19 protein-coding genes are annotated in these 24,196 nt (G+C 71.4%); 12 read left to right on the top strand and 7 right to left on the bottom strand.

The annotated features are described in order from the left end of the window. Positions 1 to 86 precede the first annotated feature (86 nt). Together Sri02f_RS28390 and Sri02f_RS28385 are read right to left on the bottom strand one after the other, a co-directional pair. Positions 87 to 1,424, bottom strand: a complete 1,338-nt coding sequence (locus Sri02f_RS28390) for a 6-phospho-beta-glucosidase (RefSeq protein WP_109004172.1) — start codon at positions 1,422 to 1,424, stop codon at positions 87 to 89. After that, the gene (locus Sri02f_RS28385) at positions 1,421 to 2,185 is read right to left on the bottom strand and encodes a DeoR/GlpR family DNA-binding transcription regulator (RefSeq protein WP_109004171.1); all 765 of its coding nucleotides are present in this window, start codon (positions 2,183 to 2,185) and stop codon (positions 1,421 to 1,423) included. The genes Sri02f_RS28390 and Sri02f_RS28385 overlap by 4 nt, the downstream gene beginning before the upstream one ends. Positions 2,186 to 2,351: 166 nt before the next feature. On the opposite strand from Sri02f_RS28385, the gene Sri02f_RS28380 reads away from it, so the two are divergent. The 7 genes from Sri02f_RS28380 (at position 2,352) to Sri02f_RS28350 (ending at position 13,135) form a co-directional block, all read left to right on the top strand. Further along, complete coding sequence (locus Sri02f_RS28380; protein WP_109004170.1) at positions 2,352 to 3,404, top strand: carbohydrate kinase family protein; 1,053 nt, start codon at positions 2,352 to 2,354, stop codon at positions 3,402 to 3,404. A gap of 94 nt (positions 3,405 to 3,498) precedes the next feature. Next, positions 3,499 to 4,785, top strand: coding sequence for an ABC transporter substrate-binding protein (locus Sri02f_RS28375; protein ID WP_109004169.1), 1,287 nt, complete (start codon positions 3,499 to 3,501; stop codon positions 4,783 to 4,785). Next, on the top strand, positions 4,785 to 5,747 hold the full coding sequence (locus Sri02f_RS28370; RefSeq protein WP_109004168.1) for a carbohydrate ABC transporter permease: 963 nt from the start codon (positions 4,785 to 4,787) through the stop codon (positions 5,745 to 5,747). The genes Sri02f_RS28375 and Sri02f_RS28370 overlap by 1 nt, the downstream gene beginning before the upstream one ends. 15 nt (positions 5,748 to 5,762) lie before the next feature. Further along, positions 5,763 to 6,632, top strand: coding sequence for a carbohydrate ABC transporter permease (locus Sri02f_RS28365; RefSeq protein WP_109004167.1), 870 nt, complete (start codon positions 5,763 to 5,765; stop codon positions 6,630 to 6,632). Further along, complete coding sequence (locus Sri02f_RS28360; protein ID WP_109004166.1) at positions 6,629 to 9,556, top strand: glycoside hydrolase family 2 TIM barrel-domain containing protein; 2,928 nt, start codon at positions 6,629 to 6,631, stop codon at positions 9,554 to 9,556. The genes Sri02f_RS28365 and Sri02f_RS28360 overlap by 4 nt, the downstream gene beginning before the upstream one ends. Positions 9,557 to 9,596: 40 nt before the next feature. Further along, the gene (locus Sri02f_RS28355; protein WP_109004165.1) at positions 9,597 to 11,447 is read left to right on the top strand and encodes a LamG-like jellyroll fold domain-containing protein; all 1,851 of its coding nucleotides are present in this window, start codon (positions 9,597 to 9,599) and stop codon (positions 11,445 to 11,447) included. 20 nt (positions 11,448 to 11,467) lie between these two features. Further along, positions 11,468 to 13,135, top strand: coding sequence for a PHP domain-containing protein (locus Sri02f_RS28350; protein ID WP_109004164.1), 1,668 nt, complete (start codon positions 11,468 to 11,470; stop codon positions 13,133 to 13,135). A 132-nt stretch (positions 13,136 to 13,267) separates the two neighbouring features. Here Sri02f_RS28350 and Sri02f_RS28345 read toward each other — a convergent pair whose 3' ends face one another. Genes Sri02f_RS28345 through Sri02f_RS28330 form a run of 4 tightly spaced genes read right to left on the bottom strand, consistent with a single transcriptional unit; the run spans position 13,268 to position 17,107 of the window. Continuing rightward, complete coding sequence (locus tag Sri02f_RS28345; RefSeq protein ID WP_109004163.1) at positions 13,268 to 13,723, bottom strand: MaoC family dehydratase; 456 nt, start codon at positions 13,721 to 13,723, stop codon at positions 13,268 to 13,270. Positions 13,724 to 13,748: 25 nt separating this feature from the next. Next, positions 13,749 to 15,254 carry an acyl-CoA synthetase gene (locus Sri02f_RS28340; protein WP_109004162.1) on the bottom strand — a complete coding sequence of 502 codons (1,506 nt, stop codon included), beginning with the start codon at positions 15,252 to 15,254 and terminating at the stop codon, positions 13,749 to 13,751. A 12-nt stretch (positions 15,255 to 15,266) separates the two neighbouring features. Continuing rightward, the gene (locus Sri02f_RS28335; protein ID WP_109004362.1) at positions 15,267 to 16,142 is read right to left on the bottom strand and encodes an amidohydrolase family protein; all 876 of its coding nucleotides are present in this window, start codon (positions 16,140 to 16,142) and stop codon (positions 15,267 to 15,269) included. Positions 16,143 to 16,189: 47 nt separating this feature from the next. Beyond that, positions 16,190 to 17,107, bottom strand: a complete 918-nt coding sequence (locus Sri02f_RS28330) for an SDR family NAD(P)-dependent oxidoreductase (RefSeq protein ID WP_109004161.1) — start codon at positions 17,105 to 17,107, stop codon at positions 16,190 to 16,192. Between the two features lie 264 nt (positions 17,108 to 17,371). Here Sri02f_RS28330 and Sri02f_RS28325 point away from each other — a divergent pair, with 264 nt between their 5' ends. The 4 genes from Sri02f_RS28325 to Sri02f_RS28305 all read left to right on the top strand — a co-directional run bounded on the left by Sri02f_RS28325 (position 17,372) and on the right by Sri02f_RS28305 (position 20,902). Further along, positions 17,372 to 17,797, top strand: a complete 426-nt coding sequence (locus Sri02f_RS28325) for a MarR family winged helix-turn-helix transcriptional regulator (protein WP_109004361.1) — start codon at positions 17,372 to 17,374, stop codon at positions 17,795 to 17,797. An 18-nt stretch (positions 17,798 to 17,815) separates the two neighbouring features. Then, complete coding sequence (locus tag Sri02f_RS28320) at positions 17,816 to 18,595, top strand: IclR family transcriptional regulator (protein WP_109004160.1); 780 nt, start codon at positions 17,816 to 17,818, stop codon at positions 18,593 to 18,595. A gap of 49 nt (positions 18,596 to 18,644) precedes the next feature. Further along, positions 18,645 to 19,082 carry a GNAT family N-acetyltransferase gene (locus tag Sri02f_RS28315; RefSeq protein ID WP_109004159.1) on the top strand — a complete coding sequence of 146 codons (438 nt, stop codon included), beginning with the start codon at positions 18,645 to 18,647 and terminating at the stop codon, positions 19,080 to 19,082. Positions 19,083 to 19,510: 428 nt separating this feature from the next. Then, positions 19,511 to 20,902, top strand: coding sequence for a glycoside hydrolase family 16 protein (locus Sri02f_RS28305; protein WP_109004158.1), 1,392 nt, complete (start codon positions 19,511 to 19,513; stop codon positions 20,900 to 20,902). Between the two features lie 142 nt (positions 20,903 to 21,044). Here the strand turns inward: Sri02f_RS28305 and Sri02f_RS28300 are convergent, their stop codons facing one another. After that, on the bottom strand, positions 21,045 to 21,935 hold the full coding sequence (locus Sri02f_RS28300) for a helix-turn-helix domain-containing protein (RefSeq protein WP_109004157.1): 891 nt from the start codon (positions 21,933 to 21,935) through the stop codon (positions 21,045 to 21,047). A 167-nt stretch (positions 21,936 to 22,102) separates the two neighbouring features. Here Sri02f_RS28300 and tkt point away from each other — a divergent pair, with 167 nt between their 5' ends. After that, positions 22,103 to 24,178 (top strand): transketolase, encoded by a 2,076-nt coding sequence (gene tkt, locus Sri02f_RS28295; RefSeq protein ID WP_109004156.1) that lies wholly within the window; start codon positions 22,103 to 22,105, stop codon positions 24,176 to 24,178. The last annotated feature ends 18 nt before the right edge of the window (positions 24,179 to 24,196 follow it).

Here is a 24,196-nt window from a genome sequence, read left to right as displayed (position 1 = left end):
GCGGGGAGGCCCGGGGGCCGGGTGCCTGGCGGACCGGGGCCGGGTGCCTGGCGGACCGGGAGGGAAAGCGCTTTCCCTCCCGGTGTCTACCTAAGGTACGCCAGCCCGGGATGGACGGCGGCGTAGCCCTCGACCAGCCTGCGGGCCACGTTCACCGAGTCGACGAGGGGATGCAGCGCGAACGCCTTCACGGCCGTCGTGCGCGAGCCGGACTCGGCGGCGGCGAGCACCTCGCGCTCGACGCCCTTGACCGCGCAGACCAGCCCCGTGGCGTGCTCGGGCAGCGGGGAGACGGAGACCGGATGCGCGCCGTTGGCGTCCACCAGGCAGGGCACCTCGATGACGGCGTCCGTGTCGAGCACCGACAGGGTGCCCTGGTTGCGCACGTTGAGGATCAGCGTCGTGCGCTCGTCGCGGGCGACGGCCCGCATCAGGGCGAGGGCGACCTTCTCGTAGCCGCCGGAGAGGTCGTCGGCGTCGCGCTCTCCCGCGCCGGCGCTCTCCCGGTTCTCGGCCATGTAGGTGGCCTCGCGTTCGGCGCGGGTGCGGTCCCAGGCGGTCAGGGCCGCCGCGCCGGGGCGCTTCATCTCCTCGTAGAAGCGGGCCTGCTGGTCGGCCAGGAAGGCGCCGCGGGTCTTCTCGACCTGCTGGTAGGCCCGTACGGTCTCCCGGTTGAAGTAGTAGTAGTGCAGGTACTCGTTGGGGATCGCGCCGAGGGACTGCAGCCAGTCCACGCCGAAGAGCTTGCCCTCCTCGAAGGAGCCGAGCAGGTCGGGGTCGGCGAGCAGCCTCGGCAGCTCGTCGCGGCCGGCGACCCGCAGGCCGCGCACCCAGCCGAGGTGGTTGAGGCCGACGTAGTCGATCCACGCCTGCTTCGGGTCCGCGCCGAGCACGCGGGCGATGCGACGGCCGAGGCCGACCGGCGAGTCGCAGATGCCGATGACACGGTCGCCCAGGTGGCGGGACATGGCCTCGGTGACGAGACCGGCCGGGTTGGTGAAGTTGATGACCCAGGCGTCGGGGGCCAGCCGGGCCACCCGCCGGGCGATGTCGACGGCGACGGGCACGGTCCGCAGGCCGTAGGCGATACCGCCTGCGCCGACCGTCTCCTGGCCGAGGACGCCCTCGGCGAGGGCCACCCGCTCGTCGTTCGCACGGCCTTCGAGGCCGCCGACCCGGATCGCGGAGAAGACGAAGTCGGCGCCGCGCAGGGCCTCGTCGAGATCGGTGGTCGCCGTGACCTCGGGCGCGTCGGGGACGGCGGCCGCCTGCTCGTCCAGCACGCGGGCGACCGCGTTCAGCCGGCTGTCGTCCAGGTCGTGCAGGACGACCCGGGTGACCCGGCCCTCGCCGCGGTCCGCCAGGAGCGCCCCGTACACGAGCGGCACCCGGAATCCGCCGCCGCCGAGAATCGTCAGTTTCACGCCTGCACCTTTCCTGCCACGACCACCTCGACGCCCGCCTCCTCGAAGGAGGACCGGGTCGCCGGGTCGACCGGCGTGTCCGTCACCACCACGTCCAGGTCCTCGGGACCGCAGACCTTCGCCATTCCCGTACCGGGGAACTTCGCCGAGTCGGCGAGCAGGACGACCTTGTCACCGGCCTTGATCATGGCCCGTTTCACCGGCACCTCGACGACGGTCGTGTCCATCACCTGACCGCCCGGCCGGACTCCGCTGGTGCCGAGGAAGAGCCAGTCGGCGTGCAGCTGGCGCAGGTTGTCCTCGGTGAGGAAGCCGACCAGGGAGCGGTACTCGCGGCGGACCATCCCGCCGAGCAGGACCAGCTCGATGCCCTCGTCGTCGGCGAGCTCCTCGTAGACCACCAGGTTGCTGGTGATCACGGTGAGCCGGCGGCCGTGCAGCTGCCGGGCCAGACGGTAGGCGGTGGTGCCGATGTCGAGGAGCACCGACTGGCCGTCGGCGACCATCGCCGCGGCCCGGGCGGCTATCGCGTCCTTCTCGGCCACGCGCACCTCGGCGACCTCGGCGAAGGGCTGGTCGCCCTCCTCCGCGACGGCTCCGCCGTGCACCCGGGTGAGCAGGCCGTCCTCCTCGAGTTTGAGCAGGTCACGCCTGACCGTGGCGGGGCTCACACCCAGCTGCTCGGAGAGATCGGTCACGGCCGCGGGGCCACCGGAGCGCAGGGCCCGCAGGATGAGTTGATGTCGTCGTTCTGCCAGCACGCCATGAACACTACTCGTCATCTTCAATCAAATCCATGCTCACTTCTGATGAGGTATTGACCAAACTCGCCGAGGGGCGCACGATTCCGGTCACGAATTGAAGAGTTTTGACGAGCTCCTCCGACGTGACGGGCTCCGTCGATTCTTTCCGACGAGAGGATGCGCGGTGGACGACGACCGGCCCGAGGTGCTGCTCACCGGGCTGCTCTTCTACGACCTCGTCCTCACGGGGCTCGGCAGGCCGCCGACGCCCGGCGAGGAGATCTGGACCTCGGGCATGGGCTGCGGCCCCGGCGGCATCGCCAACCTCGCGGTGGCGGCCTCCCGCTTCGGCCTGCGCACCAGTCTGGCCACGGTCTTCGGCGACGACTTCTACGGCGCCCACTGCCACGAGGTCCTCGCCGGCCAGGAGGGCGTGGACCTCTCCCTCTCCCGCACGGCGCCGGGCTGGCCCACTCCGGTCACCGTCGCCCTCGCCCTCCCCCACCCCGGCTCGGAAAACGGGGGGACCCCGGCCGACGACCGGGCCCTCGTCACCCACGGCCAGGCGCCCCCGTACTCCCAGGACGTGCTGATGGGCGACCCGCCCGAGGCGCTCACCGCCCTCGCGCACCTGGAGGCCGAACCGCCCGGCTGGCTCGCCAAGGCGGCCGCGAACGGCACGCGGATCTACGCCGACGTCGGCTGGGACCCCACCCAGGAGTGGTCCGCCGGCCTGCTGGAACAGCTCTCCCTGTGCCACGCCTTCCTCCCCAACGAGACCGAGGCGATGGCGTACACCCGCACCGACACCGCGATCGCCGCGCTGGGCACCCTCGCGGAACTGGTGCCGGTGGCCGTGGTCACCCGGGGGGCCGACGGCGCGATCGCCGTCGACCAGACGACCGGGGAGTACGCGGAGGTCCCGGCGCTCCCCGTGGACGTCCTGGACGCGACGGGTGCCGGCGACGTGTTCGGCGCGAGCTTCGTCGCGGCCTCGCTCGGCGGGTGGCCGCTGGCAGAACGGCTGCGGTTCGCCGTCCTCGCCGCCGGGCTCTCGGTCGGCCACCACGGCGGCGCTCTCGCGGCCCCCGGCTGGTACGGCGTCGCGCGCTGGTGGGGGTCGCTGAGCGACCCCGGGCTCAGGCGGGCCTACGGCTTCCTGGCCGACCGCCTTCCCGCCGACGTGGGGCCGCCCGTGCGGTACGCCCCGGTCACCCCGCCCGCCCCGCGGTCCTGACCGCCCCTCCTCCGACACGACGACACCCCTGCATGCCCCTCGAAGTGCACACCGTCTGCGAAGACGCGAACAGACCCGAAAGGCGGTGGGAGCTGTGCGGCTCTCACGAAGAGGCCTGCTGCGCGCGGGCCTGGCCGGCACGGCCGCCACGGCGCTCGGCGGCCTGGCGACCGGCTGTGCCGTCCCGGCCGGCTCCACCGGCCGGAACATGGTCCTGTGGTACTGGGACGGCGGCCTCGGCGACACCGTCGTCAAGAACGCCAAGGCCCGGTACGACGGCTCGGTCGACCTGCAGGCCATCAAGATCGGCGGTTACTACCGTTCCAAGCTGATCACCACCATGGCGGGCCGCGCCCATGTGCCCGACATCGCGGGACTCAAGGGCGAGGACATGGCGTCCTATCTGCCCAACGCCAACCAGTTCGTGGACCTTCGCACCCTGGGCGCGGACCGGTACAGGAGCGGTTACCTGCCGTGGAAGTGGGACCAGGGCATCGCCGACGACGGGACGATGGTCGGCTTCCCGATCGACTGCGGACCCGTCGCGCACTTCTACCAGTACCCCGTCTTCCAGAAGGCCGGCCTGCCCTACGAGCCCGCCGACGTCTCCAGGGAGCTCGACACCTGGGAGAAGTTCTTCGCCGCGGGCGAGCAGCTCAGACAGCGGATCCCGGGGGCCTCGCTGCTGACGGACATCAACAGCGTCTTCGAGAACGTGGTGCAGCAGGGCGGCAAGCGCTACGTCGACAAGGACCGCCACTTCATCGGCGACCAGGAGCATGTGCGCCACGCCTGGGCGCTCGCCGTCGAGGCCAAGCAGCGCGGGATCGTCTCGAACCTGGTCAGCGGGACCCCGGACCAGCTCTCGGCCGTCGAGGACGGCAGGCTGCCGAGCCAGCTGAACGCCTCCTGGGCCACCAGCGACATCAAGAACGGCGTGCCGAAGACCAAGGGCCGCTGGCGGGTGGCCGACATGCCGGTGCGGCCCGCCAACAACGGCGGCTCGTTCCTGTCGATCACCAAGGAGTGCCGGGAGCCCGAGCAGGCCTTCCGGATCATCAGCTGGATGCTCGACGCGGACAACCAGGCGCAGGGCTTCGTCGACGCGGGGCTCTTCCCCTCCACCCCGGCCTCGTACGGCCTCAAGCAGGTCCGTGAACCCGACCCCTTCTTCGGCGGCCAGGTCACCATGGACGTCTTCGGGCCCGCCGCGCAGAAGATCGTGGTCGCCTACAACAGCCCCTTCGACGTGGCGCTCGGGCAGCCCGTCAAGGACGAGATCAAGAACGTCGGCGTCCTCGGCAAGGACCCGAAGCACGCCTGGAGTGACGCCATGAGCACATGCCGGCGCATCGCGAAGCACCTGGGGGTGAGCTACTGATGGCCACGCTCCCCGCTCTGGAGAAGCCCACGGCGCTCGTGACGGAAACACCCGTCGCACGTCCCAGAAAGGGTTTCCGCAAGCACTGGCATCTGTATGCCGCGATCTCCCCCTTCTATCTGCTCTTCCTCTGCTTCGGACTGATCCCCGTCGGGTTCTCCCTCTACCTCTCCTTCCACCGCTGGGACGGCCTCGGCCCGATGGAGTGGGCGGGGCTGTCGCAGTACCGGTACCTGCTCGGCGACGCCGCGTTCTGGAGCTCGATCGGGACCACGATCGTCATCTGGGCGCTGGCCACCTTCCCCATGATCGTCCTGGCGATGGTGACGGCCGTGATGCTCAACTCGGCGGTCCGCTTCAGGAACTTCTACCGCTTCGCCTACTTCCTGCCGAACGTCACGTCGGTCGTGGCCGTCGCGATCATCTTCGGCTCGGTCTTCTCCACCAACTTCGGTCTCGTGAACGCCTTCCTGCAGGCGATCGGCTTCGACCAGATCGCCTGGCTGAACACGCCGTGGGGAATCAAGATCGCCATCGCTGCCCTGATGACCTGGCAGTGGACCGGTTACAACGCGATCATCTTCCTGGCGGGGCTGCAGACCGTCCCGAGCGAGCTGTACGAGGCGGCCCGGATGGACGGCGCGGGCCCGGTGCAGACCTTCTTCCGGATCACGTTGCCGATGATGCGTCCGGTGCTGCTGTTCGTGCTCGTCGTGTCGACGATCACCGGACTGCAGAGCTTCTCCGAACCCCAGGTGCTGCTGCAGAACACCTCGAACGACTCGACGTTCTCGGGCGGTCCGGGCCATGCCGGCCGGACGATGGTCCTCTACTTCTTCCAGCAGACCTTCGACAACAACGACTTCGGCTACGGCGCCGCCGTGGCGTGGGGCATCTTCCTCGTCGTCGTCCTCTTCTCGATCATCAACTGGCGTCTGGTGCAGCGCCGGGGCGAAGACTAGGGAGGCCCGCACACCATGGCATCCATCCAAGGAACACGGATTCGGCGTAGCCGGGGGATCGAGGGTTCGCGCCGAAGAGGGATCGCGCTGCACGCGGTTCTCCTGCTCGGCGTCCTGCTCTCGGCCTTCCCGTTCTACTGGGCCGTCATCATGTCGACGCACACGACGTCGGAGATCTTCTCCTACCCGCCCAAGCTGCTGCCGGGCACGCACTTCCTGGAGAACGTGCGCAGCCTCTTCGACACCGTCGACTTCTTCGGCTCGATGGTCAACTCGCTGCTGGTGGCGGGTTCGGTGACCTTCCTGGTCCTGTTCTTCGACTCGCTGGCGGCCTTCGTCTTCGCCAAGTTCGAATTTCCGGGCAAGCGGTTGCTGTTCGTGGTGCTCATGTTCATCTTCATGGTCCCGGCGCAGCTGCAGGCGATCCCCCAGTTCGTCATCATGGCGAAGCTCGGCTGGATCGGCTCGATGACGGCGCTGATCGTGCCGGCGGCCGCCAACGCGTTCGGCATCTTCTGGATGCGCCAGTACATGAAGGGCGCGATCCACGACGAGCTGCTGGACGCCTCCCGCATCGACGGCGCGCACTTCCTGCGCCAGTACTGGCACGTGGCGCTGCCCGTCGTCCGGCCGGGCCTGGCCTTCCTCGGCATTTTCACCTTCATGGGCCAGTGGAACGACTACGCCTGGCCCCTCATCGCCCTCACCAACCCGGACAACGTGACCCTCCAGGTCGCCCTGTCCCAGCTCAACGGCACCCACGGCACCACCGACTACGGAATGGTCATGACCGGCGCACTGCTCGCCCTCGTCCCGCTGCTGATCGTGTTCGCGATCGGCGCCCGCCAGATCATCGGCGACCTCGCCAAGGGAGCGATCAAGTGAGCGACCCGCTGCTGGCGCTGAGCCCCTGGAAGGCCCCCGAGGTGACCTCCTGGGGCCGGCTGCCCATGAACGCCGTCGACCGGCGCACCGGAGCACACTCCCTGGACGGCGACTGGCGTTTTCAGTTGCTGCCCGCTCCGGACGCGCCGGTCGGCGGTGCCTGGTCCTCGGCCGCGGTGCCCGGCGTCTGGACCATGCAGGGCACTGCCGACCTGCCGCAGTACCTCAACATCCGCATGCCGTTCCCGGAGTTCCCGCCGCTGTCGCCCGACGCCGATCCCACCGGCGTGTACGAGCGGGAGGTCGACGTCCCCGCCGACTGGGCCGGACGCCGGATCGTGCTCCAGGTGGGGGCCGCCGAGAGCGTGCTGCTGGTGCACGTCGACGGGCGGCCCGTCGGCGTCTCCAAGGACTCCCACCTGGCGGCCGAGTTCGACCTCTCCGACGCCGTGCGCCCCGGACGGCGCTCCGTCGTGCGGCTGACGGTCGTCAAGTGGTCGGACGCCTCGCACATCGAGGACCAGGACCACTGGTGGCACGGCGGGATCACCCGCTCGGTGCTGCTGTACGCGACCGACCCGCTGCACCTGGCCGACGTGAGCGTGCGGGCGTCGGCGCAGGGCGAGCTGCGGGTCGACTGCCGGGTGCGGGACGCGCGCGGGGCGCTGCCCGAGGGGTGGTACGTCACCGGTGAGCTGGACGAGCCGGACGCACCGGCGCCGGCGCAGGACGCCGCGTTCGACCTGGCCAACGCCGAGGACGAACGCGTCTCCGCCTTCCTGGGCGAGGCGCGCCTGCACGCGCGGGTGCCCGACGTGCGCACCTGGACGGCGGAGACGCCGGAGCTGTACGGGCTGACGGTGCGCCTGCACCGCGCCGACGGCTCCGTCGCCGACACCTCCCGGCACCGGATCGGCTTCCGCGACGTGACGATCGTCGGCCGGGACCTGTTGCTCAACGGTGAGCGGATCTTCATCCGGGGGGTCAACCGGCACGACTTCCACCCGCTGACCGGCCGGACCGTGTCGCGCGAGGACATGCGGGCCGACCTGGTGCTGCTGAAGCGTTTCGGCTTCAACGCGATCCGCACCGCGCACTACCCCAACGACCCCGCTCTGTACGACCTCGCCGACGAGATCGGTTTCTACGTGGTCGACGAGGCGGACATCGAGTCCCACGACCACGCCCATGAGATCGCCGACGACCCGCGCTATCTGAACGCCTTCGTCGACCGCGTCTCGCGGATGGTGCTGCGGGACAAGAACCACCCGTCGGTCATCGTCTGGTCGCTGGGCAACGAGTCCGACTACGGCGCCAACCACGACGCCGCCGCGGGCTGGGTGCGCCGGCACGATCCGACCCGGCCGCTGCAGTACGAGGGCGCGGCCAAGCGCGGCTGGGCGGATCCGGGCGTCGCCTCCGACATCGCCTGTCCGATGTACGCGCCCCTGGAGGACTGCGTGGCGCACGCGCTGTCCGGGCGGCAGACCAAGCCGCTCATCCAGTGCGAGTACTCGCACGCGATGGGCAACAGCAACGGCACGCTGGCCGACCACTGGGCCGCCATCGAGGCCACCCCGGGTCTTCAGGGCGGGTTCATCTGGGAGTTCTGGGACCACGGAATCCTTCAGTCCGTGAACGACGGAAGACCGGTCGGGCGTGGGGGCGCCGGACTCTATGACAACGGTGTCGCCGCGCCCGGCTACCGCTGGGCCTACGGCGGCGACTTCGGCGAGAAGGACCACGACGGCGCGTTCATCGCGGACGGCGTGGTCCTGCCGGACCGCACCGCGAAGCCGGTGATGTACGAGCACCGCGAACTCGCCGCGCCGCTGCGCCTGCAGGGCTTCCGGCACGAGGGGCTGGTCCTCTCCAACCACCAGCACTTCCGCGGCCTGGAATGGCTCGCGGGCGAGTGGGAGCTGTCGCTCGCCCACGGCGGGACGCTCACCGCGGCCGCCGACCTGCCCGACCTGCGGCCGGGCGAGACGGCCGTGGTGCCGCTGCCGTTCGAGCTGCCGGCGGACGGCGGCGAGGCCTGGCTGACGCTGCGGGTGACGACGGCGCAGGACCTGCCGTGGGCGCCGCGCGGGACGCAGGTGTGCGCGCCGCAGGTGCGTCTGCGGGCGGCCGAGCCGGCCGAGGCCCCGGCGGTCGCCGGCCGCGTCGAGATCGACGCCGAGGGCCTCCTCGTCCATCCCCTGCTGACCGTCTCGCCCACGCTGTCGCTGTGGCGGGCGCCCACCGACAACGACGAGCTGGGCGGCATGGCGCTGCGCTGGCGCACATGGGGCCTGGACGCCCTCGTGCGCAAGCTGCTCTCCGTCCGCCAGGAGGGCGACGGGGTGACCGTGCTCTCCGAGTACGCCGGCGCGACGGGCGTGGTCCGCCACCGGCAGGTGTTCACCCCGGTCGAGGGCGGGGTGCGCGTCGACGAACAGGCCGAGCTGCCCGAGGAGTTCGACGACGTCGCACGCGTCGGCACGGCCTTCGAGACGGTCGCGGGACTGGATCTGCTGGAGTGGTTCGGGCAGGGCCCCTGGGAGTGCTATCCGGACCGCAGCGGCGGCGCTCCGGTGGGCCACCACCGCGTCCCCGTCGACGAGTTGTTCACCCCCTACCTGCGTCCGCAGGAGAGCGGCGGCCGGCACGGCGTGCGGCGCTTCACGCTTTCGGCGCCGGACGCCACGGGGCTGTCCGTCACCCTGGACGAGCCGCGCCAGGTCTCCGTCACACGGTTCCGCGCCGAGGACCTGACCGCCGCCGCCCACCATGACGAGCTCGTCCCGCGCGCCGGCTGCGTGGTGCACCTGGACGCGGCGCACCGCGGCCTCGGCACCGCGTCGTGCGGCCCCGACACCTTCCCCTCCTACCTCGTCGCACCGGGCGTCCACCGCTGGAGCTGGACCCTGCGCGTTCTCTGAACCTCCTTCTCCGGCAACGGACTTCGCAACGGAGCAACACGTGTGTACTTCGCATGCCCACGATCAGGGCGAGGCCGCGCAGGCCGGCGCCGGACGACGCGGTTTCCTGCGGGCCACCGCCCTGCTCGGAGCCGCCGCCACGGCCGGCCTCGCGTTGCCGGCCGGCGCCGAGGCGGCCTCCGGTCCGGCCCACGCCTCGTGGCGCCCCGACCCCGACAGCCGCCGCTTCACGCTCGCCGTCATGCCCGACACGCAGTACCTCTTCGACGGGCCGAGCATCGACAAGGCGCCCGTGGAGGCGTCCCTGCGCTACCTGCTGGAGCACGGCAGGGACGAGAACATCGTCTTCCTGGCCCACCTGGGCGACCTCACCCAGAACGGGGCGAAGGAGGAAGTCGGCGCCGTCGGCGAGGCGTTCGCGCTGCTCGACCGGCGCGGGGTCGGCTACAGCGTCCTGGCCGGCAACCACGACGTGAAGTCCTCGACGACCGACCAGCGGGGCACGACCCCCTACCTGGACGTGTTCGGCCCGCGGCGCTTCCGGGGGAAGCCCACGTTCGGCGGGGCCTCCCCCGACGGCTACAACACCTTTCACCTGTTCCGGGCGGCCGGGCGGGAATGGATGGTGCTGGCGCTGGACTGGCGGCTGTCGGACCAGGGGTACGCGTGGGCCGCCGACGTCCTCGCCCGGCACCCGAGGACCCCCGTCGTCCTGACCACGCACGAGCTGGTCGTCGAGGACGACTCCCTCTCGGCGTACGGACAGCAGCTGTGGGACCGGCTGATCGCCGGCCACGACCAGATCTTCCTCACCCTCAACGGCCACTACTGGCCCGCGGGGCGGGCCACGCGAAAGAACGCGGCCGGGCACGCCGTCCATCTGCATCTGACGAACTACCAGAACCGCTACTTCGGCGGCGCCGCGATGATCCGCCTCTACCGTTTCGACCTCGACCGCAACGTCATCGACGTGGAGACGGTCTCCCCGTGGATCCTCGGCCGGGCCGCCCAGGGGCTCAACGAGCTGGAGCGGCAGGAGATCGAACTGAGCGGCGACGCCGACCGGTTCACGGTCGGCGTCGACTTCGCCGCACGCTTCGCCGGCTTCGACCCGGTCCCCGCGCGTGCCCCGCGGCCCGTGGCGAAGGTCCTGGTGCGCGACACGGTCGCCTACTGGCGCTTCGACGGCCACGGCGACGGCACGGCGGTCGGCGGCACCGTACGGGACCTGTCCGGACGCGGCAACGACCTCACGGTCGTCGCCGTGGGCGGCGGGGCCCTGAGCTGGTCGTCCGACCACCACCCCGACCAGCCCGGACACGGCAGCCTGGAGTTCCGGGGCTACAAGTCCCCGCTGAAGGGCGCGTACCTGCGCACGGTCGACAAGGCCCCGCTCAACTCGGCCACGTTCGGCAGCGGTTACACCATCGAGGCGTTCTACCGTCTGCCCGCCGACTGGGACCCCGCGCACCACGCCTGGTCCGCACTGGTCGGCCGGACCGGCACGGGCGGCGCCGCGGGCAAGACCGGCGACGACCCGGACGAACCGCTCGCCACCCTCTCCCTGTCCGACGACCGCGAACCGCAGTGGGCGATGCGCCCGCTGAACCAGGAGGGCATCGCCACCAACTGGGGTCAGGAGACCCCGCTGGAGACCTGGCGGCACCTCGCGGTCGTCAACGACGGCCGGCACACCACGCTGTACGTCGAGGGCTGCCCGGTCGTGCGCAACCCGAAGGCGGCGGCCGTCGGCATCGCCTCCGTGGGGCTTCCGTGGCTGCTCGGCGGCTACGAGTACGGCGGCCGGATCGACCAGATCCTGCACGGCCGCCTCGGCGACGTGCGCATCGTCGGACGGGCGCTGCCCGTGACGTCCTTCATGAACCACTGACCCGCGCCACGGAGATCATCATGCCCGAGCAGCAACTGCCCGTCTGGGCCGATCCGGCGGTCTCCCCCGCCGCCCTCGACGCCCAGGGCGTGTCGAGACGTCACCTCATGCGCCGGGCGGGCCTGTTCGGCGCGGCGTTCGCGCTGGGCGGCGCGGCCGCCCCGGCCGCCGCCGCCACCGGCCGGGGCCACGGCGGCGAGGACCCGCGTCTGGCCTACCTCGTCGGCGACCACCATGTGCACTCCGTGTACAGCCACGACGCGAAGTACACGTTCTCCCAGCAGGCCCGGGCCGCCGCCCGGTACGGACTGGACTGGATGGTGTTCAACGAGCACGCCAACTTCGGGCACGCCTCCTTCGGCGCCGCGCTCGAGCACGAGGAGATCCTGAAGGCCCGGGCCGAGAACCCGCGTCAGCTGATCTTCCAGGGGCTGGAGTGGTACATCCCGGCCGCCGAGCACTGCACCGTGTTCGCCGCCCCCGGTCCGCACGAGGCCGATCTGCTGACGAAGTTCGAACTCGCCTACGACGGAAAGCTGCTCGGCTACACCGAGGGCGCCGCCGGCGCGGCCGACACCGCCCGCAACGAGGCGCACGCCGTCAAGGCGATCATGTGGCTGGCCGAGCAGCGCCGCACCGGCTTCGTCGACGACGTCCTCGTCCTGGCCAACCACCCCCTCCGCCTGGGCATCGACTCGCCGCACGAGATGCGCGCCTGGCGCGACGCGGCCCCCGAGATCATGATCGGCATGGAGGGCGCTCCCGGCGCCCAGGGCGCGGCGCTCCCCGGTTGGCGCGGCGCCGCGTCCATCCGCGGCGAGTACGAGAACAAGCCGTCGGCCCAGTCCTGGGCGGGGTACCCGGCGGACGCCTACCTCACGTACGGCGGCTTCGACTGGGCGACCGCGACCGTGGGCGGACTGTGGGACTCGATGCTGGCCGAGGGACGGCTGTTCTCGATCACGACCAACTCCGACAACCACCGGACGGTCTTCGACACCTGGAAGAACGGCGACTGGCCGGCCGGGCAGAACTTCGACACCAACGGCAGGCTGCCCGACCCGGTGAACACCGACACCCCGCAGCCGGGCAGCGACTTCTGGCCGGGCCAGTTCAGCCGCACCCACGTCGGCGTGACCCGCTACGGCTACCGCGCGGTGATGACGGGTCTGCGCGAGGGGCGGGTCTGGCTGGACCACGGGCATCTGCTCGACGGCCTGGAGGTCCGGCTGCGGCGCGAGCACGGCGGCGGGCGCGGGGTCACCCTCGGCGGCCGGCTGCGGGTGCGCAAGGGCGAGAAGCTCACCCTGGAGATCACCGTCACCAGCGCCTCCCGACCCAACCCCCAGGGAATCCTGCCGCAGTTGGCACACGTGGACGTGATCCGGGGCGCGGTGCGCGGTGCGGTGTCCGACCGCGACGCCTGGCGGGCTCCCGACACACGGGTCGTGCGCACGACCGACGTGAGCGGCCGCAAGGGGACGTACACCCTGCGCGTCCCGGTCACCGTGGGAGACGAGTCCTTCTACGTCCGGCTGCGCGGCAGCGACGGCAACCGGAACGGAACCGGTTACCTGGGCGCGTCCGTCGACCCGCACGCCCCGATCCCGCACGAGCCGGGCAACGGCGACCCGTGGGCGGACACCTGGTTCTACTCCAACCCGGTCTTCGTGGACGTGGCCGGCTGACGCGGCTCCGAAAGGGGCCCGGGGCTGTATCGATGTGCGGCTCCGCCGCATGGGCGCGACCGACATCGAACAGCCCCGCAGTTCCCCACGGCACAAGCCCCTACGGCGCCGAACGGCTCAAGCGGCGCAGCCTCACGCGTAGAAGCGCGACAGGCTCTGCAGCACCGCCGCAGGCTTCGCGCCGCCCTCGATCTCGATCGCGCCGTCGACGGTGATCTGCACCCCGCCGGGCACGTCCTCGACCTCGGTCAGCTTGCCGACCAGCCGGATCCGCGAGCCGACCTTGACCGGCGAGGGAAAACGGACCTTGTTCAGCCCGTAGTTGACCTTCGTCGTGACGCCCTCGACGTCCAGCAGCTCGGTGAAGAGCGGGATGAACAGGGAGAGAGTCAGGTAACCGTGGGCGATCGGCGCCCCGAAGGGCCCGGCGGCAGCCCGCTCGGGGTCGACGTGGATCCACTGGTGGTCCCCGGTCGCATCGGCGAACGTGTCGATGCGCTCCTGGGTGACCTCGATCCACTCGCTGGTGCCCAGGTCGCTGCCGGCCAGCTTCTTCAGCTCGTCGACGCCGTTGACGGTGATGCTCATATGCCGTTCCTCACAGGGGAGTTGGTCAGGATGTGGTGCCGAACCGGGAACGCACCCGGGACTTCAGGAGCTTTCCGGAGGCCGTGCGCGGAAGTTCCTCCGCCACCACCACCGACTTGGGGATCTTGTACTTGGCGAGGCGGCCCGCCAGAGACGCGAGCACCTCGTCGGGATCCAGCGAAGCGCCCTCGCGGGGCACGATCACGGCGCGCGGCACCTCGCCCCACTTGTCGTCGGACACGCCGATGACCGCGCACTCCACGACGTCGGGGTGGGTGAGGAGCAGGTCCTCGATCTCGGCGGGGTAGATGTTCTCCCCACCGGAGATGATCATGTCCTTGATGCGGTCGACGATGTGCACGTATCCGTCCTCGTCGACCCGGGCCGCGTCGCCGCTGCGGAACCAGCCGTCGGCGAAGGAGGCGGCCGTCTCCTCGGGCAGCCCCCAGTAGCCGGGCATGACGTGCGGTCCGCGGACGACGACCTCGCCGGTCTCGCCCACGTCGACCGGGGTGAGATCGGGGCGCAGGACGCGTACGTCGCTGAAGAAGTGCGGGACGCCGGCCGAGCCGGCCTTGCTGACCGCGTGCTCGGCGTCCAGGAACAGCGTGCCGGGCGACGCCTCGGTCATGCCGTAGCCCTGCAGGAAGGTGAGTCCGCGTTCCTGGTAGGCGGTGATCAGCGGCGTCGACACCGGGGAGCCGCCGCAGGTCAGGATCCGCAGCGAGGACAGGTCCGCGTCCGGCCAGCGCGGGTGGCGGGCCACCTGCTCGAACATCGTCGGCACCCCGAACATGAAGGTGATCCGGTGCCGTTCGATCAGGTCGAGCGTGGCCGCCGGGTCGAAGGCCTCGACCAGGACGCAGCAACCGCCCTTGAGGAGCACCGGCAGCGTCAGCATGTTCAGGCCGGCCGTGTGGAACAACGGCGCGGAGACCAGGGCGCGCTCGTCGGCGACCAGGTCGGTGTCGACGAGGACGTTGACCGCGTTCCAGGTGAGGTTGCCGTGCGTGAGCATGGCGCCCTTGGGGCGGCCGGTCGTTCCCGAGGTGTACATGATGATGCAGGTGTCGTCCGGAGTGACCGGGGTGTCGATCGGCTCGTCGGAGGCCGCGCCGAGCGCCGCCTCGTACTCGGCGCCGACCTCGACGTACGTGCGCACGTCGGTGCTCCCGGGGAGTCCGGCGACCAGGCCCGCGTGGGAGGGGCCGTAGACGAGCGCCTTGGCTCCGGAGTCGGCCAGCTGGTAGGCGATCTCGGGGCCGGCGAGGCGGGTGTTGAGGGGGACGAACACCGCGCCGAGCGTGCCGGCGGCGAACAGGGTCTCCAGGTAGGCGGGGTGGTTGGGGCCCAGATAGGCGATGCGGTCGCCGCGCCGTACGCCCCGGTCGCGCAGCGCGTGCGCCAGGCGCGTGGTGCGGGTGTGCAGCGTGCGGTAGTCCGTGGACTGCTCACCGTGGACCAGGGCCGTGCGGTGCGGGGTCTTGCGGGCCCGGCGTGCGGGCCAGGACCCCAGTCCCTCGTTGCGCATCTTCCACGCCCCTTACGGTGTGGTCAGCCCGAGCAGCCGGGCGGCGTTCTCCTTGAGGATCTTCGGCTTCACCTCGTCCTTGATCGTCAGCTTGTCGAAGTCGGCGAGCCAGCGGTCGGGGGTGAGGACGGGGAAGTCGGAGCCGAAGAGCACCTTGTCCTTGAGCAGCGTGTTCGCGTACTGCACGAGCTGCGGCGGGAAGTACTTCGGCGACCAGCCGGACAGGTCGATGTGCACGCCCGGCTTGTGCGTGGCGACGGCGAGGGCCTCGTCCTGCCAGGGGAACGACGGATGCGCCAGGATGATCTTGAGGTGCGGGAAGTCGACCGCCACGTCGTCCACGTGCAGCGGGTTGGAGTACTTGAGCCTGATCCCGCCGCCGCCCGGGACGCCCGCGCCGATGCCGGTCTGACCGGTGTGGAACAGGGCGATGGCGCCCGTCTCCTCGATCACCTCGTACAGGCCGTACGCGACCGACCGGTCGTTGGGGAAGAAGCCCTGGATGCTGGGGTGGAACTTGAAGCCCTTCACCCCGTACTCCTCGACCAGGCGGCGGGCCTGCTTCACGCCCGCCTTCCCCCGGAAGGGGTCGACGGAGGCGAAGGGGATGAGGACGTCGGCGTTGGCGGCCGCCGCCTCGGCGACCTCCTCGTTGGGGACCGGCGCGGTGCCGGTCGCGGATTCGGCGTCCACCGTGAAGATCACGGCGGCCATCCTCCGCTCCCGGTAGTACCGGGCCGTCTCCTCCAGGGTGGGCTTGCGTTTTCCCTCGACCTTGAAGTAGGCGGAGGAGGCGTCGTGCAGGTCGTCGTCGAGCGAGGAGTGGCCCTTGGAGGACACCTCCGCGTGGGTGTGGACGTCGATCGCGACCAGTTCGGCGACGTTCATCGGGGAACTCGCGGAAGGGGCGCCGGCGGGGTTGGTGGCGGGGTCCATCACGCCTCCGGGAACTTGGGGGCCGGGATGCCGACCGTCTGGAGCTCGGCGCCGACCGAGGTGGGGAAGGCGTCGGCCAGGCTCTCCGGCGTCCAGCCGCCGTCGGCGTAGGCCGCGCGGATCTCCTGCGGATGCGACCAGAGTGCCACCTTGTCGCCGCCGATGCCGATGGCCTGGCCGGTGATGCCCCGGGCGGCCTCGGAGGCCAGGAAGGGCACCAGGGCCGCGCAGTCCTCGGGGGTGCCGAAGCCCTCGCCCTTGCGCAGGAAGTCCGGGAACGGCTCGCCGTTCTTCAGCGCCTCGACGTACGGGGCGAACGCGGGGATCGTCTCGGTCATGGCGGTGGCGGCCACGGGGACGATCGCGTTGACGGTGATGCCCGCGCGGCCCAGCTCCATGGACCAGGTGCGGGCGAAGGCGGCGATGCCGGCCTTGGCGGCCGCGTAGTTCGTCTGGCCGAAGTTGCCGCGCTGGCCGGCGGGTGAGCCGACGAGGATCAGCGTGCCGCCCTCGCCCTGCTCGCGCATCCGCACGGCGGCGGCGCGGGCGCAGGTGAAGGTGCCCTTGAGGTGGGTGGCGATCACCGCGTCGAAGTCGTCGTCGGTCATCTTCCACAGCACCTTGTCCCGCAGGATGCCCGCGTTGGTGACCAGGACGTCGAGCCGGCCGAACTCCTGCACGGCACGGTTCACCAGCCGCTCGGCGGCCTCGGTCGTGCCGACCGGGACCACCTCGGCGACGGCCCGGCCGCCGGCCTCGACCAGGGACTTCACGGCCTGCTCGGCGACCGCCTCGTCGACGTCGTTGACGACCACGGCGGCGCCGCGGGCGGCCAGGGCATGGGCGTAGGCGAGGCCGAGGCCCCGGCCGCTGCCGGTGACGACGGCGACCTTGCCGGTGAGATCGATGCTGGGCACGACGGTGTCCCTTCACATGGGTGGCGCATGGCTGTCGCACGGCTGTCGCACGGGTGCGACTCCACGTCGCTCGGAGCGCGACTTCGAGATCGAAGCTATGAGCAATAATTGTTGTCGTCAATAGTTGTTGTCGACCTTCTGGTGCGCCATGCTGCAATCTGTACGGAGAACCGCCCCCGACAGGGGACCGAGCCCAGGGAGCCCGCCATCGCCCGCCAGGACAACGCAGTGAACGCCGCCCCGATCGACGTGGACGAGCCGTGGATGCGCGGGCTGCACGCGGACACGGGCTATCTGCTCTACCGCCTGGGACTGCGCTCGGGTCAGCTGTTCAACGCGTTCCTCCAGGAGTCGGGGCTGCGGCTGCGCCACTACGCGGTGCTGCGGTTCCTGGCCACCTCCGAGGGCGCCCTCCAGCGCGAGCTCAGCGCGCGGCTCGGCTACGACCCCAGCGCGATCGTCGGCCTGGTCGACGACCTGGAGAAGCTGGGCTTCGCCGAACGCCGGCCCGCCCCGGACGACCGGCGCAGCCGGATCGTCGCCCTCACCGAGCAGGGCCGCGCCTTCCTGCGCGGCACCGACGAGGCGGGCCTGCGGGTGACGAACGAGCTGCTGGACCCCCTCGACGCCGGCGACCGCGAGACGCTGCACGCGCTGCTGCTGCGCATCGCCGGGGACACGATGGCCTGACGCCGTGAGGAGACCTTGATGGACCGGGACGTCCTCGCCGCTCCCTCCCGCTCCGCGCCCGAGCGGCTGCTGTCGGTGCTCGCCGCGTTCGACCACACGCATGCCGCGCTGTCCCTGAGCGACATCAGCCGGCGCGCCGGGCTCACCCTCACCACCGCGCACCGTCTGGTGGGCGCGCTGACCGAGTGGGGCGCGCTGGAGCGGGACGCGTCCGGCGTGTACCACGTCGGGCTGCGGCTGTGGGAGGTCGCGGCGCTGGCGCCGCGCGGCCTCGCACTGCGGCAGGTGGCGCTGCCCTTCCTGGAGGACCTGTACGAAGCCACCCACGAGAACGTGCAGTTGGCGGTGCGGGACGGGTCCGAGGTCGTCTACACCGAGTGGCTGTCCGGGCGTTCGGCCGTCGGGGTGCACATCCGGGTGGGCGCTCGCTGGCCCCTGCACGTCACCGGCGTGGGGCTGGCACTGCTGGCGCACTGCGGACCGGAGCTGCAAGCGGCCTACTGCGCACAGCCGTTGACCGCCTACACCTCCCACACCATCACCGATCCGGCGCGACTGCGCCGGGCGCTGGCCGAAGTGCGGCGCAGCGGGGTGGCGGTGAGCAGCCGTCAGGTCACCGACGACGCCCTGTCGGTGGCGGCTCCGGTGCGCGGACCCGACGGCGCGGTGGCCGCCGCCGTGTCGGTCGTCGTCCCGCACGCCGACGCACAGGTCCCGACGCTGACGCCGGCGGTGCGGCTCGCCGCCCGGGGCATCTCACGGGCGCTGGGCTGGCGACCGCAGAGCCGGGAAGAATGACCCGGCCGGGGCCGGCGGCCCGGAGCGCTCCGGGCGAGAATGCGCAACCATGATCGAGACCGGTTCGCTCAGCCCGCAGGACCGCGCCGCCTGGGAAGTGCTGGCACGCGGCTACAAGAGGTTCTACCGCACGGACGTGCCCGATGAGGGATACGAGCAGATGTGGCGACGTCTGAGCGAGGGCCGTGACGTGCACGCCGTGGGAGCCCGGGTGGACGGGGAACTGGTGGGCATCGCGCACTACCTCTTCCACGCCACGGGCTGGACGGGCGACAGCTGTTACCTCCAGGACCTCTACGTCGACGAGGCCGCGCGCGGCCGGGGAGCGGCCCGGGCGCTGATCGAACGGGTCGCCGGGGCGGCGCGCGAGCGGGGGGCGGCCCGGCTGTACTGGACCACCCGGGAGGACAACGTCACCGCCCGTGCCCTGTACGACAGGGTGGCGGCCTTCAACGGGTTCGTCCGCTACGACTACCCGCTGGGATAGGGGGCGGGAACGCACCCCGGGGCGGGGGTGCACCCCGGGGCGGGAACGCACCCCGGGGCGGGGGCGCACCCCGGGCCGTATGCGACCCCTTGAACCGTATGCGGCCCCCGGGCCGTATGCGGCCCCCTGAGCCGTATCCGGCCCCCGCACCGTACGCCGCCCCCGGGGCCGATGCGGAACCGCGCCGCAGGCCACCGGCTCCCGGCGCCGCCCCGGGCGGCCGAGGTGCGACGCACGCGCACAAGAGGCCGCCGCTTCAGCACGTTCGGGCGGTTCAAGCCGTGAACTTCCGTGCCCCGAAAGCACTTTCCTTGCTTTAAGTCTTGACGGCCCCAGTGACGGGGAGCACATTGGGCCCACTTTGAGAGCGCTCTCAGAGTGCTCGCGAAGTCACCCGCGCACCCCACCCCGTACCCGAGAGGCCCCCCATGAGTGCAACCTCCGGCATCCCCAGAAGGCGACGCGCGCTGATCGCCGTCCTCAGCACGCTCGGGCTCGCCGCCGCCGCGGCGGCCGCCGTCACCCTGCCCGCGAACGCCTCCGCTCCCACCCCGCCGACCGGCTGGTCGCAGGTCTTCCTCGACGACTTCACCGGCCCGGCCGGCACCGGCGTCAACACCACGAACTGGCAGTACAGCACCGGGACTTCGTATCCGGGCGGACCGGCCAACTGGGGCACCGGCGAGGTCGAGACGATGACCGACAGCACCGGAAACGTCTCGCTCGACGGCAACGGCAACCTGCGCATCACGCCGCTGCGCGACTCCGCCGGCCGCTGGACCTCGGGCCGCATCGAGACCAGGCGCACCGACTTCCGGCCCCCGGCCGGCGGCAAGCTGCGCGTCGAGGCGCGGCTGCAGATGCCGAACGTGACCGGCACCGCAGCCGAGGGCTACTGGCCCGCGTTCTGGGCGCTCGGCGCGCCCTACCGGGGCAACTACCAGAACTGGCCCGGCGTCGGCGAGCTGGACATCATGGAGAACGTCCAGGGCCTGAACAAGGTGTGGGCCACGATGCACTGCGGCACCAGTCCGGGCGGTCCGTGCAACGAGACCACCGGCATCGGCAACTCCGTGGCGTGCCCGAACACCACCTGCCAGTCCGGCTTCCACACCTACGCGACGGAGTGGGACCGCTCGGTGTCCCCGGAGGCGATCCGCTTCTACGTCGACGGCGTCAACTACCACACCGTCACCGCGAACCAGGTCGACGCGACGACGTGGAACAACGCGACGAACCACGGCTACTTCGTCATCCTGAACGTCGCGATGGGCGGCGGGTTCCCGGACGCCTTCGGCGGCGGCCTGGACGGCGACACCCAGCCCGGCCATCCGATGGTGGTCGACTACGTGCAGGTGCTCCAGGCCGCGGGCGGCGGGAGCGGTACCACTCCCCCGCCGTCCGGCAGCCGCGACGCCTACGGCACGATCCAGGCGGAGTCCTACGACAGCCAGTCGGGGACGATCACCGAGGCGACGACCGACACCGGCGGAGGCCAGAACATCGGCGCCCTGGCTAACGGCGACTGGGCGCTCTACAAGGGCGTCGTCTTCGGCTCCTCGGCCGCCACCCAGTTCAGCGCACGGGTCGCCGGCGGAGCGGCGGGCGGGGTCAGCGGACTGGTCGAGGTGCGCCTCGACAGCCGTACCGCCGCGCCGATCGGCAGCTTCGCCGTGGGCAACACCGGCGGCTGGCAGTCCTGGCGGACCATCCCGGCCAACATCAGCGCCGTCACCGGCACCCACGACGTGTATCTGACCTTCACCAGCGGACAGCCCGCGGACTTCGTCAACGTCAACTGGTTCTCCTTCGGACACTGACCGGTCCCCGGCGAAGGACGTCACCAGGGCACGGAACGCACCGTCCTGACGTCGGCCTCGACGTCGCCGTCCGTGTCCACGCACACGCACCCGCACACGTCCGTGTTCCCGCACACGGACACGGGACGCACCCCGGCCGGCCTCAGCGCAGTTCCGCGCGGAAGGCCACCGGGGTGTGTCCCGTGTGCAGGTGGAAGAACTTGGAGAAGTTCGCCGCGTCGGGGAAGCCCACCGCGGCGCCGACCCGGCCGATCGGCAGGTCCGTGTGGGCCAGCAGCCGCTTCGCCTCCAGGACGACCCGCTTGTCGATGAACCCCTTCGGCGTCTCGCCGGTGGCCGCGCGGACCGCGCGCACGAGGGTGCGGCGGGAGTAGCCGAGGGCGTCGGCGTAGGCGCTGACGCTGTGGTTGGCGGCGAAGTCCCGCTCCACGGCGTCCCGGAAGAGCGTGAAGGTGGTGTCGGCCTGCCTGCGCGCCGCCTCCTCGCCGCTGGCCGCGAGGTGCGCCAGCCGCAGCAGGAACGCGCTCAGGGCGTGCCGCAGCACCGCCGTGTGCAGGCCCGGGGGCAGCGCCGCGTCGTCGTACTCCCCGCGCAGGTAGGCCAGAGCCGCGCGCAGACCCGCGAGCTGCGCCGCGTCGGGACGCAGGCGCGGCGGCAGGTCGTAGCGGTACAGGCCGGCGGCCTCGACGGTGGCGCGGGGCAGGAAGCCGGGCTGCATGGTCAGGACGGTTCCGCGGTACTGGCTCGTCGTCGAGAAGCGGTGGACCTGACCCGGGCGGATCCACAGCAGATCCCCGGCCGCGGCCTCGTGCTCGGCGAAATCGATCATGTGGCGGACCGGACCGTCGTCGAAGAGCATCACCACGTGGAAGTCGATGCGGTGGACCCGGTCCAGCGGGGCATCCGTGTGCCAGGTGCGCCCGACGCCCATCGGCCCGATCTGCATGCCCACGCCGCCGACGCTGTGCTCGACGGGGAAAGGAAAGGTCCTGATGCCCTCACCGGCGCCGTCCTGGGTACTTGTGTCCACCATGTCCGTCTCGTGTCGCCCGCTTGCCGCCGCCCCCGCTCGTAGGGCGTGCGGCGGTGTCCCACTTTCACCACAGGCTGACACAGAGAGACCTTCCACCGTAAAAGTCAGACTTTTAAGTTTGAACACACCAGAGCAGCTGACCCGCTCCGATCGAGGATTTCTTGAAGATGAGCACGCAGACACCGAACAGCTTCGAGTGGACCGACATCGACCGGCGCGCCGTCGACACGGCGCGTCTTCTGGCTGCGGATGCCGTGCAGCAGGTGGGCAACGGCCACCCCGGGACGGCGATGAGTCTGGCGCCGGTCGCCTACACGATCTTTCAGAAGGTGATGCGGCATGACCCCGCGGACCCCGAGTGGACCGGCCGCGACCGTTTCGTCCTGTCCCCCGGCCACACCTCGCTGACGCTCTACACGCAGCTGTACCTCTCCGGCTACGAGCTGGAGCTCGACGACCTCAAGCGTTTCCGCACCCATGGCTCGAAGACGCCCGGACACCCCGAGTACGGGCACACCGCCGGCGTCGAGACGACCACCGGCCCGCTGGGCCAGGGCGTCGCCAACGCCGTGGGCATGGCGATGGCGGCCCGCTTCGAGCGCGGCCTGTTCGACCCGGACTCCCCCGCCGGCGAGTCGCCGTTCGACCACACCGTCTGGGGGATCGTCTCCGACGGCGACCTCCAGGAGGGCGTCTCCGCGGAGGCCTCCTCCCTGGCGGGCCATCAGAAGCTGGGCAACCTGGTCCTCGTCTACGACGACAACCGCATCTCCATCGAGGGCGACACCGCCACCGCGTTCTCCGAGGACGTGCTGGGGCGCTACGCGGCCTACGGCTGGCACACCCAGCGCGTCGAGCCGGCCGAGGACGGCGACGTCGACGTCCCGGCCCTGTACGCGGCCCTGACGGCGGCGCAGGCCGAGACCGGACGGCCCTCGATCATCTCGCTGCGCACGATCATCGCCTGGCCCGCGCCCAACGCGCAGGGCACCGGGGCCGCGCACGGCGCCGCCCTCGGCGAGGACGAGGTCGCCGCCACCAAGCGCGTCCTCGGGTTCGACCCGGAGCGCACCTTCCAGGTCTCCGACGACGTCCTCGCCCACACCCGCGCGGCCCTGGACCGGGGCGCGGAGGCGCACGCCGCCTGGGACAAGCGGCTCGACGCATGGCGCGGCACGGACCCCGAGCGCGCCGAGCTCTTCGACCGGGTGGTGGCCGGTCAGCTGCCCGAGGGCTGGCAGGAGAAGCTCCCGGTGTTCGAGCCCGGCAAGTCCGTCGCCACCCGTGCCGCGTCCGGCAAGGTGCTCCAGGCGCTGGGCGACGTCCTGCCCGAGCTGTGGGGCGGCTCCGCCGACCTGGCGGGCTCCAACAACACGACGATCGACAAGACGTCGTCGTTCCTGCCCGAGGGCAACCCGCTGCCCGAGGCGAGCCCGTACGGGCGGACCGTGCACTTCGGCATCCGCGAGTTCTCGATGGCCGCCGAGATGAACGGCATCGCCCTGCACGGCAACACCCGCATCTACGGCGGCACGTTCCTGGTGTTCTCCGACTACATGCGCAACGCCGTGCGCATGTCGGCGCTGATGCAGCTGCCGGTGACCTACGTGTGGACCCACGACTCCATCGGTCTCGGCGAGGACGGCCCGACCCACCAGCCGGTCGAGCACCTCGCGTCGCTGCGCGCCGTCCCGGGCCTGAACGTGGTCCGCCCGGCCGACGCCAACGAGACCGCCATCGCCTGGCGCGAGATCCTCGAGCGCCACGCGACCCGGCCGGCCCCGCACGGACTCGTCCTCACCCGGCAGGGAGTGCCGACCTACGCGCCCGACCCCGACGCGGCGAAGGGCGGATACGTCCTGCGGGACTCCTCGTCCGGGACGCCCGACGTCGTGATCGTCGCCACCGGCTCCGAGGTGCAGCTCGCGGTGGCGGCGCGGGAGGCGCTCGAAGCCGAGGGCGTCGGCACACGCGTGGTGTCCATGCCGTGTGTGGAGTGGTTCGAGGAGCAGCCGCGGGAGTACCGCGAGAGCGTGCTGCCGCCGTCGGTGAAGGCCCGGGTGGCGGTCGAGGCGGGCATCGGCCTGACCTGGCACCGCTTCGTGGGCGACGCCGGACGCATCGTCTCCCTGGAGCACTTCGGCGCCTCCGCCGACGCCGGGACGCTGTTCGCCGCCTACGGCTTCACCGCCGAGAACGTCGCCGCCGCAGCCAGGGAATCGCTGGCCGCCGCGCGCGGTTGATCCGACCGCAGGAAAGAA

This window comes from Streptomyces rishiriensis (assembly GCF_003112535.1).
In the GTDB taxonomy this organism is placed as follows: domain Bacteria; phylum Actinomycetota; class Actinomycetes; order Streptomycetales; family Streptomycetaceae; genus Streptomyces; species Streptomyces rishiriensis.
The sequence above is the reverse complement of the archived record's forward strand: the minus strand, read 5'-3'. Positions and strand labels throughout refer to the sequence as shown.